The 9,466-nt window shown below is 68.9% G+C and carries 8 protein-coding genes; 2 read left to right on the top strand and 6 right to left on the bottom strand.

Going from position 1 to position 9,466, the window contains the following annotated elements; genetic code table 11:
• The 4 genes from I0Q12_RS08265 to I0Q12_RS08250 form a co-directional block, all read right to left on the bottom strand.
• The coding region (locus I0Q12_RS08265; RefSeq protein WP_197251474.1) for an FAD-dependent oxidoreductase at nucleotides 1-320 on the bottom strand (320 nt) is incomplete at its 3' end.
• Nucleotides 317-2,116, bottom strand: a complete 1,800-nt coding sequence (locus I0Q12_RS08260) for a DUF3556 domain-containing protein (RefSeq protein ID WP_197251470.1) — start codon at nucleotides 2,114-2,116, stop codon at nucleotides 317-319. The genes I0Q12_RS08265 and I0Q12_RS08260, both read right to left, overlap by 4 nt.
• Before the next feature lie 81 nt (nucleotides 2,117-2,197).
• Nucleotides 2,198-3,691, bottom strand: coding sequence for a class I adenylate-forming enzyme family protein (locus tag I0Q12_RS08255; protein WP_197251473.1), 1,494 nt, complete (start codon nucleotides 3,689-3,691; stop codon nucleotides 2,198-2,200).
• 157 nt (nucleotides 3,692-3,848) lie between these two features.
• A complete protein-coding gene (locus I0Q12_RS08250) occupies nucleotides 3,849-5,186 on the bottom strand; it encodes a glycogen debranching protein (protein ID WP_197251469.1) in 1,338 nt (445 codons plus the stop codon).
• Nucleotides 5,187-5,284: 98 nt separating this feature from the next.
• Between I0Q12_RS08250 and I0Q12_RS08245 the strand changes: the two genes are divergently transcribed.
• Nucleotides 5,285-6,166: a fused MFS/spermidine synthase gene (locus I0Q12_RS08245; protein ID WP_197251468.1), complete on the top strand. Its 882-nt coding sequence runs from the start codon at nucleotides 5,285-5,287 to the stop codon at nucleotides 6,164-6,166.
• Here I0Q12_RS08245 and I0Q12_RS08240 read toward each other — a convergent pair.
• Both I0Q12_RS08240 and I0Q12_RS08235 read right to left on the bottom strand, forming a co-directional pair.
• Nucleotides 6,156-7,592: an NAD(P)/FAD-dependent oxidoreductase gene (locus tag I0Q12_RS08240; protein ID WP_307846113.1), complete on the bottom strand. Its 1,437-nt coding sequence runs from the start codon at nucleotides 7,590-7,592 to the stop codon at nucleotides 6,156-6,158. The two genes, I0Q12_RS08245 and I0Q12_RS08240, sit on opposite strands and share 11 nt — an antisense overlap.
• Nucleotides 7,593-7,600: 8 nt before the next feature.
• Entirely contained in the window at nucleotides 7,601-8,611 is a 1,011-nt protein-coding gene (locus I0Q12_RS08235) for a PHP domain-containing protein (RefSeq protein WP_197251466.1), read from the bottom strand.
• 118 nt (nucleotides 8,612-8,729) lie between these two features.
• Between I0Q12_RS08235 and I0Q12_RS08230 the strand changes: the two genes are divergently transcribed.
• Nucleotides 8,730-9,401: an SDR family oxidoreductase gene (locus I0Q12_RS08230; RefSeq protein ID WP_197251465.1), complete on the top strand. Its 672-nt coding sequence runs from the start codon at nucleotides 8,730-8,732 to the stop codon at nucleotides 9,399-9,401.
• The last annotated feature ends 65 nt before the right edge of the window (nucleotides 9,402-9,466 follow it).

Genomic DNA, 9,466 nt, shown 5'->3' with positions numbered 1-9,466 from the left:
GCGGTGGCGTCGAGCGACCGGTACAGCAGCGCGGCCTCACCGCTGTCGAGCGGATGTGCGCAGTCGACCTCGGGCCACCGCCACCGCAGCCCGTACCGCTCGAGGCCGAGGGTCTGCAGGTAGGGGGAGCCCGCACCCATCGGGTGGAAGGCCGAGCAGTGGTCGTGGACCAGGCCGGGGACGGTCAGTTCGCCGGAACGGGTGCCGCCACCGATCTCGTCGGCCGCTTCGAGAACCTGGACGTCCACACCGCTACGGGCGAGGTGGACGGCGGCGGCGAGCCCGTTGGGCCCGCTGCCGACCACGACCGCTGTGCTCACGCCAGGACCTCCCGATCGTCCGCGTCGCGATGTGCGCCCTTGCGGTCCATTGTCCACTGCACGTCGAACGGGATCGGGCCGTTGGGCAGCCAGGGCTGCTCGCCGACCGCGTCGGCGACCTTGTAGGTGCCGCGTTCGATCACGCCGACCGCCGCGTCGATCACCTTGTATTCCTGCACGCCGCGGTGGATGGGCTGCGATTCGATCCAGGCGACGACGAACTCGCCGGGCGCGAAGTTGCAGCGGCGCTGGATCGCGGCGATCAGGTGTTCGTTGTGCAGGTGCCCGTCACCGAAGTTGAAGGCGACGATGGAGTTGCACGAGAACTCGGCCTCACGCAGGTCGTAGGTGTCGATGTCGTCGCCGAGGTGCCGCATCATCAGGGAGAACAACGCGCGGCCCTGGCTGTGCATCGACCGCCAGCCGAGCAGCTGGTGCATCACGACGTCCGCGACCTCCGGCGGGTACGTCTCGAGCAGCTGGGTGCGGGTGTTCTTCGCGGCCCGGACGATGTGCCGGTCGAGCTTCTCCTCCGCGCCCGGCGCGAACGCCCAGGTCGCGGACGCCCAGTTGCCGGCGTACTGCCGCATCGACGGCAGGAACGACACCAGGTCGGGCCGCAGGTTGCCGAGGACGGGGAAGAAGCACAGCGCGACGGCGATTCCGCCCGCCAGCCACCACGACGACATGTCGCCGACGCCGTAGCCCTCCCACGCGGGGAAGCCCCAGAACAGGAACACGGTGGCGTACGCGAAGAGCAGGTTCCACTCCAGCGGGACCGCGAGCGGGAAGGTGGAGGCGATGAAGAAGTGGAACGCCACCATCAGCAGCACCGCGAGCAGCGTCACCGTGCGGTTGGTGGAGAACAGCAGGATCACCGGGGTGACGATCTCGACGAGGGTGCCGAGGACGTGGGCGACGCCGCTGCCCAGGTGCGACGGGCGCAGGTCGTTCGGGAAACTGCGGTAGTGCATGCGCTTGATGCGCTTCGACGGCATCCAGGGCGTGTTGCTGATCATCGGCGGCACGACCATGGCGAAGTGGCGTCCGAACTTCGAGACACCGGCCCCGACCCACACCGTGACGATGAGCAGCTTGAGCGCGACGATCATGTCGACGAACGGCAGGAACGTGAAGAACACCATGGCCGGGAGGTACTGCTCACTGCGAGCCGCGATGAAGATGACCTTGTCCCGCAGGCCGATCACGACGAGCAGCACGATCAGCGGGGCCACGACGGCGGGCCGGACCAGGCCGACGTTGTCGGCGACGAGTGCGTCGAGCGAGCCGGTATGGACACCCGGAAGAACCACGGCGGCAACGAGGTTCGCCAGCAGCACGGCGTAGAGCAGGACATCGCCGACGGTGCGGCGGTCACCGGCCGTGCCGGGCACCTTGTCCGGCCACGGTGGGAGCCGGATCGTCTCGGGCTTGAGCCAGTACCGGAAGCCGCCGGTCATCGGCTTGAAGTGGCCGGCGAGGGGGCCCCACGAACCGGCGAGACCGAGTGCCTCCAGCAGCACCGTCCACAGGATCAGCTTCTGGTAGACGATCGGCTGGTTCCACCACGACGCGACGTCGAACCACGACAGTCCCGACGTGAGGGTCGCCAGTGCGGTGCCCGCGCCGACGTAGAGGATCGCCAGTTTGAGGATGTAGACGGTGTGCACCATCTTCGGGGTTCCGAACCCGTGGTCGACCCAGTGGGTCGACATGGCGCGCAGACGGTCCCGGAACGGTTGGTCACGAAATGTCGAGGGGTCCACCTCGGGAAAGTTGCCGGTCTTGAATCCCATGGGAATTCGCCTCCTGGGTAGGGTGTATCGCCTCACCGGCCTGCTGCCGGCGAGTCGAGTAAACGAGCTGTGGGGGAAGGGTCAGGCGTCGGCGGGCACCGAGTGGCGGCGCCGTAGGTCGGGCTTGTCGATCTTGCCGACCGGGTTGCGCGGCAGAGCGTCGACCAGGACTATCGCTTCGGGTACCTTCACCCGCGTCAACCGATCGGCGACGTGGGCGAGCAGTTCCTCCTCGGTGGTTTCACGATCGGGGTAGGTCACCACGTACGCGACCGGCACCTCGCCGTACACGTCGTGGGGTGCGCCGATCACGGCGCATTCGAGCACCGCCGGATGTTCGGCGAGCGCGTTCTCGATCTCCTTGGGGTACAGGTTTTCTCCGCCCCGGATGATCATGTCCTTGATGCGGTCGACGAGGGTGAGGTAGCCGTCCTCGTCGAGGCGGCCGACGTCGCCGGTGTGCAGCCGTCCGTCGACGACGGTGCGGGCGGTCTCGTCGGGCCGGCCGAGGTAGCCGGCCATGACGTTCGGGCCTTCGATGACCACCTCGCCGATCTGCCCGGGCGGCAGCGTGTTTCCGTTCTCGTCGACGATGCCGATGCGTTGACCGGGCAGTGCCGGCCCCACGGTGCCGAGCTTACGGGGACCGTCGATCGGGTTGCACGCGGACCCGCAGGTTCCTTCGGTGAGCCCGTATCCCTCGACCACGACCAGCCCGAAGCGTTGCTCGACCCGATCGAGGAGTTCCTTCGAAATCGGTGCGGCACCGCAGATCCCGAACCGGAGCGAGGACGTGTCGAGCGACGCCTGCGCGGGCTGCGAGACGAGCAGGGCGTAGATCGTGGGCACGGCCGAGAAGTAGGTCGGCCGCAGCGTGGCGACGTCGTCGAAGAACCGGGCGGGGGAGAACCGGCCGGTGATGCTCAGCTGCGCCCCGGCCAGGATCGGTGTGAGGAAGCTGACGGCGATCGCGTTGACGTGGAACAACGGCAGGATCAGCAGGCAGTGATCGGATTCGGTGAGCCGCAGATGCGTCCGGAACGATGCCGCCATGAACTGCAGGTTCGCGTGCGTGAGCTGCACTCCCTTGGGGCGGCCCGTCGAACCGGACGTGTAGATCAGCAGTGCGGTGTCGTCGGCGGCGGGATCGTCACCGGCGGTCCACCCGGCCGGCGGTGCGGTGACCATGTCGTCGACGTGGATCAGCGGCCGCCCGGCAGACGGCGACTCGGGGCCGGTGCCCAGCACGAGTACCGCTCCGGCGTCGTCGATCTGGTAGCCGGCCTCCGCGGCCGTGAACGCGGGATTGACGGGGGTCGCCGTCGCCCGGAGTCGCCACGCGGCCATCAGCGCGATGAGCAGTTCGGCGCGGTTGGGCAGCATCACCGCCACGACGTCCCCGGGCCCGATCCCGCGCTCCTGCAGCTGGGACGCGAATCCGTCTACCCTGCGGGCGAATTCGGAGTAGGTGAGCCGGAGGGCGTCGTCACGCACGCACGGGCGATCGGACTCGCGATGCCACACCAGGTACTCGATCGTCGCGGGGTCGAGCGTCTCGGCGCTGTGGATTGTCATGGTGCTGTCGGTCGTCACGGCGGTCGGTCCTTCCTTCGGGGATGACCGCAACGGTAGTGACGCGCATCACTTATCAACCAGGGCCTCGCGGGCTCGAGTTCCGGCGAGGTGTTGTCCCCGGAGCACAAAAGCCCCGTGTACGGGGCCCGCGGGACGCCTATCCCAGCCAGTCCAGCACGGCCGCCGCCGTCCACGACTGCTGCATGCTGCCCAGAGGTTCGCCGGTGAACGGCTCGTAGTACTCGGCGAACGAACCGTCGGCGGCCTGCCGGAGCCCTTCGGCGCGCAGCATGTTCGCGCGCTCGGCCCAGCCGCGGCGCGCGAACGCCCACGAGTACAACCACGTCATCACCGGCCACACCGGTCCGCGCCAGTACTCGCGGGACCGGAAATCCTTCGACACCGGCGACGTCGACGGCGGCACCGCGTACCGCAGGTCCGGATGTCCGCAGAACTTCGGTCCCTCGAAGGTCCGCAACAGCGCGAGTTCGGTCGCCCTCGGCAGGCCGCCGCACAGCAGCGGCGCGAACATCGCGAGAGTCTCGGTGGCGATCCACTTCCCGGATCGAAGATCGAAATCTCGTGCCGCGCCGGTACGTTCGTCCGTCGTCGCGATGACGCCCCACCGGAAGCGTTCGGCCCAGCCGTAGAGGTCGCGCACGTCCGCGTGCGGCCGCGAATGCTCCTCGCCGATGACGGCGAGCACCTCGCACGACAGCGAGAAAACGGCGCTGACGAACACGTCCTCGACCGCGAAGCTCATCGCGGTGGTGAGTTCCTCGTCGTTGTACCGGACGCCCTTCATCTCCTCGAGCAGCCACAGATAGCGGTTGTACTCGGCGTCGGTGGGGCGCTGTCCGGCATCGCTGACGTGCACCAGATCCTCGCGCAGATAGGCCGGGATCGGACCGGGCACGACGTTCGCGTACGCGGCGTCCCAACGCGGCGAGTTGTCCATCCCGGACTCCCACCCGTGATACAGCGCGATGCGGCCGTTCCCCTCCAGGTCGCGGGCACGGGCGAGCCAGCGATGCCAGCGCACCAGGTCCGCCCACCGCCGGTCCAGGAACTCCTCGGCGACCGCGCGCGTGCTGCGGCCGTGCCGGCGACCGTGATCGAGGATCCGCTGCACCGCGATCGCGTGCACGGGCGGCTGCGTGATCCCCGACGTCTGCACACCGTCCGGGGCATGCGCGGCGAGCTCGCTCACCGCCCACCGGGACGGACCGGGGAAGTACCCGTCGACGCCGTTGGCGAAGACGATGTGCGGGATCATTCCGTTGCTCCACTGCGCCGACAGCAGCGTGTCCAGTTCGACGACGGCGCGTTCCACGCTCAACGGCGCCAGCCCGACGGCGACGAACGCCGCGTCCCAGCTCCACATGTGCGGATAGAGCTTCGGCGCCGCACTGGTCATCGTGCCCAGATCGTTGCCGCGCAACAGGTAGGCAGCGCGCGCGGCGAGCTGCGTATGGGTGAATCCGCGGTCCGGCATCGTTTCATTGTGCGACTTCCGAGGAAAAGCGCACGCCGAGAGCCCGGTCGGCCGCCCCCTCGTGCCGTGCCGGCGGCACCGGGGAGGACAATGGGGCGGTGAGCTCCCGTCCCCGTCCCGCCTCCGATGCCGTTCTGTCGGCCGGAATCCACGACATCGACACCGGCACGTGCGAGCTCGTCAAGGACCGGTACCGGCCGGACGGGTGGCTGCTCGAGATCAACGGGGTGCCCAGTTCCCACATCGACCTGTCCGATCCGACGCTGCTCGAGTTCGAGTACATGCGGTGGATCGCGCACCTGATGGATGCGCACTGGACCCGTGCCGACCGGCTGCGGGTGCTGCACCTCGGTGGCGGTGCGTGCACGATGGCCCGGTACGTCCACGCGTGCTTTCCGAACTCCCGGCAGGTGGTCGTCGAGATCGACGGGCGGCTCGCCGAGCTGGTGCGCGAGTGGTTCGATCTCCCGCGGGCACCGCTGCTGCGCATCCGGGTCGGGGAGGCGCGTGCGGTGCTGAGTTCGCTCACCGACGGCACCCGCGACCTGATCGTGCGGGACGTGTTCGCGATCAACCGCACACCTGCGGCGCTGACGACCGTCGAGTTCACCCGGCACGCCCGTCGTGTGCTGGCACCCGGCGGGATCTACGTCGTGAACTGCGGGGACACCCGCGACCTCACGACCGCCAAGCGCGAGGCAGCGACGATCGGCAGCGTGTTCGCGCACACCGCGATCATCGCCGACCCGGCGATGCTCAAAGGCCGCCGCTACGGCAACGTCGTCATCGCCGGCAGCGATTCGCCCCTCGGCGACTCCGCGAGCCTCGCCCGGGATCTGCTCGGCGGCGCGGTCCCGGCGCAGATCCGTCGAGACGACGAGGTGCAGCGGTTCGCATCCGGAGCGAAGGTGCTGTGCGACAGCGAGATTCCGCCACCTCGCGAATCGGCACCGGCCGAGGAGGGCCTCGTCACCGGCTGAACGCCATCGATTCGTCGATCCGGCCGAATCGCATCGTCGGCAGGTCCAGCAGGTAGTTCTGGCGCATCCGCCACGGGTTGCGGGTGCCCTGCCGCGGCAGGATCCCCGCGGCGCGCTGCACGTATCCGGAGGAGAGATCGAGCAGCGGGCGGGTCCGTCCGTCGCCGCGATAGTCGGGCATCGCGCTCCGATACCCTTTGCGCCGCATATGGTTCAACAGCCGGCACACGTACAGGGACGCGAGATCGGCACGCAGCGTCCACGACGCGTTCGTGTAGCCGAGGCACAACGCGAAGTTCGGCACGCCGCTGAGCATCGTCCCGCGGTACACGTACCTGTCGCTCGGATCGACCCGTTCCCCGTCGACGACGAGCGTGATACCACCGGCCGGAACGATCCGCAGACCGGTCGCGGTGATCAGCACGTCGGCCTCGAGTTCTTCGCCGGACTCGAGTCGGACCCCACGGTCGGTGACCCGTTCGATCCGTGCGGTGACGATGTCGGCGCGACCGGATCGGAGCGCCCGGAACAGGTCCGAGTCGGGAACCAGGCACATGCGCTGATCCCACGGATCGTAGGTGGGCGCGAAATGTGGATCGACCGGCGCGCTCCCGTGCAGGCGGCGGGCGGCACCGGTGCGGATCACCTTGCGCGCCAGGTGCGGCATCCTCTGGCAGAACTGATAGAACGCCAGCATTCTCGTGACGTTCTTCATACGCACGACACGGTGGGCGACGTTGCCCGGCAACCATGTCCGGATCCGGTCGGCGAACCGGTCGTGAGTGGGAAGCGAGATCATGTACGACGGCGACCGCTGCAGCATCGTGATGTGCTCGGCGTCCTCGGCCATCGCGGGCACCAGGGTGACCGCGGTGGCACCGCTGCCGATCACCACGACGCGTTTGCCGGACCAGTCGAGGTCCTCCGGCCAGAACTGCGGGTGCACCACGGGGCCGTCGAAGGTGTTCAGGCCGGGAATGTCCGGCAGGTACCCCGATTCGTAGCTGTAGTAGCCGCTGCACATGTACAGGAACGAGCACGTCAGTTCGACGGGGAGGCCGTCCGCGATCGCCCGCACCGTCCACGTCGCGGTGCCCGAATCCCACGTGGCACCGTTCACCTTGTGCCCGAAACGGATTCGGCGATCCACCCCGTAGTCCGCGGCGGTCGCCCGCACGTACTCGAGGATCGAGGGGCCGTCGGCGAAGGACCGGTCGCCGTGCCACGGCCGGAACGGATATCCGAAGGTGTACATGTCGCTGTCGGATCGAATACCCGGGTAGCGGAACAGATCCCACGTTCCGCCGATCGCGTCGCGACCCTCGAGGATCGTGTAGGTCAGCTCCGGGCACTGCGTCTGCAGGCGGTATCCGGCGCCGATACCGGACAGGCCGGCCCCGACGATCACGACATCGACGTGTTCCACATCCGCTCCTATCCGGCGGTCCAGGCCAGCAGTTCCTCGACGGGCCACGTGTTGATGACGTCCTCCGGTTCGACACCCCGCTCCGCGGCGCGCTCGCATCCGTACCCCAGCCAGTCCAGCTGGCCCGGGGCGTGTGCGTCGGTGTCGATCGCGAAGCGGCACCCGAGCCGCAGCGCCAGGTCGATCATCCGGCTCGGCGGGTCGCGACGCTCCGGCCGGCAGTTGATCTCGACGGCCGTGCCGTGGTCGCGGCACGCGGAGAACACCTTCTCGGCGTCGAAGGTCGATTCGGGCCGCTGCCCGCGACCACCCGTGACGAGCCGCCCGGTGCAGTGCCCGAGCACGTCGACGTGCGGATTGGTCACCGCCCGCACCATCCGCCGGGTCATCGCGGACTTCTCGGCCCGCAGTTTCGAATGCACGCTGGCCACGACGATGTCGAGCTCGGCGAGCAGGTCGTCGTCCTGGTCGAGCGACCCGTCCTCGAGGATGTCGACCTCGATGCCGGTCAGGATCCGCGCTCCGTCGCCCGACGCGTTGAGTTCGGCGATCACTCCGAGCTGGGTGCGCAGCCGCTCCGGGCTCAGCCCGTTGGCAACGGTCAGTCTCGGCGAATGATCGGTGACGGCGAGGTACTCGTGCCCGAGCATGGTCTTCGCGGCGCGCGCCATCTCCTCGATGGGGCTACCGCCGTCGGACCAGTCGGAATGGGTGTGCAGGTCGCCGCGCAGGGTGGTGCACAGGTCGTCGGCCCCGCGCCCGATCGGCTCGGCCACATCGCGCAGTTCCTGCAGGTAGCCGGGGATTCCGTCGTAGGATTCGCGGATCACGGCGGCGGTTTTCGGGCCGATGCCGGGCAGCTCGGACCACGTGTCGGTGCGGCGGCGGTGCTCCCGTTGTGTCTCGTCGAGTGCCGCCACCACGTCCGCCGCGTGGCGGTAGGCCTGTACACGGTAGGTCTTGGCGTGCTCGCGTTCGAGCCAGAACGCGACTTCGCGCAGTGCGCTCACCGGGTCCATATCCTCCATTGTGGCCGCCCCACCGCAGCCCGGGTGGCGGGAAACCGCTATTCGGTCCGTCCGGTCGGGGAGAGGCGGCACGGAACCGGGCCGGGCGCCCTGTCCTACGCTCGACCGTATGCGTCCGACAGCCCTGATCACCGGAGGAACCCGCGGCCTCGGTGCCGCGATCGCCCGCGAACTCGCCCCCGACCACGACCTGCTGCTGGGTGGTCGCACCGAGGAGTCCCTCGGCGCGATCGTCGCGGAACTTCCCGGCGCGACCCCGTGGCCGGTGGATCTGCTCGACCACGATGCCGTCGCCGCGGCCTGCTCCGGCATCGATCGGCTCGACGTTCTCGTGCACAACGCGGGCATCGCGAGCCTCGGCACCGTCGCCGAATCCGATGTCGCGCAGTGGCGGGAGATGTTCGACGCCAACGTCTTTGCCGTCGTGGCCCTGACCCGCGCCCTGCTGCCTGCCCTGCGTGCCGCGAACGGGCATGTGGTGCTGATCAATTCGGGTTCCGGCCTCAATGCGCGGGCCGGATGGGGAGCGTACGCGGCGAGCAAGTTCGCGCTGCGGGCATTCGGCGATGTACTGCGCCAGGAGGAACCGGCCCTGCGCGTGACGTCGGTGCACCCGGGCCGCATCGACACCGACATGCAGCGTGCGCTCGTCGCCGAGGAGGGCAACGAGTACCGGCCCGATCGGTACCTGCGCCCGGCAACCGTCGCGCAGGCGGTGGGGAACGCGATCCGCACGCCCGCCGACGCCCATCCGACGGAAATCGTGCTGCGCCCCCGGTAGCGGCTATCGGTCAGAACGGCAGCGGGATGACCACCGGCGGGGCGCCCGGGATCTGGATCTGGATC

This window comes from Rhodococcus sp. CX, assembly GCF_015865005.1.
Taxonomy (GTDB): Bacteria; Actinomycetota; Actinomycetes; order Mycobacteriales; family Mycobacteriaceae; genus Rhodococcus.
Note: the sequence above shows the minus strand (reverse complement) of the source record. Positions and strands in the feature narration are given on the sequence as shown.

What these genes read in the sequence shown, in the direction of transcription:
- I0Q12_RS08260 (WP_197251470.1), bottom strand. Translation starts at nt 2,116, where the DNA reads ATGGGATTCAAGACCGGCAACTTTCCCGAGGTGGACCCCTCGACATTT.
- I0Q12_RS08255 (WP_197251473.1), bottom strand. Translation starts at nt 3,691, where the DNA reads ATGACAATCCACAGCGCCGAGACGCTCGACCCCGCGACGATCGAGTAC.
- I0Q12_RS08250 (WP_197251469.1), bottom strand. Translation starts at nt 5,186, where the DNA reads ATGCCGGACCGCGGATTCACCCATACGCAGCTCGCCGCGCGCGCTGCC.
- I0Q12_RS08235 (WP_197251466.1), bottom strand. Translation starts at nt 8,611, where the DNA reads ATGGACCCGGTGAGCGCACTGCGCGAAGTCGCGTTCTGGCTCGAACGC.
- I0Q12_RS08230 (WP_197251465.1), top strand. Translation starts at nt 8,730, where the DNA reads ATGCGTCCGACAGCCCTGATCACCGGAGGAACCCGCGGCCTCGGTGCC.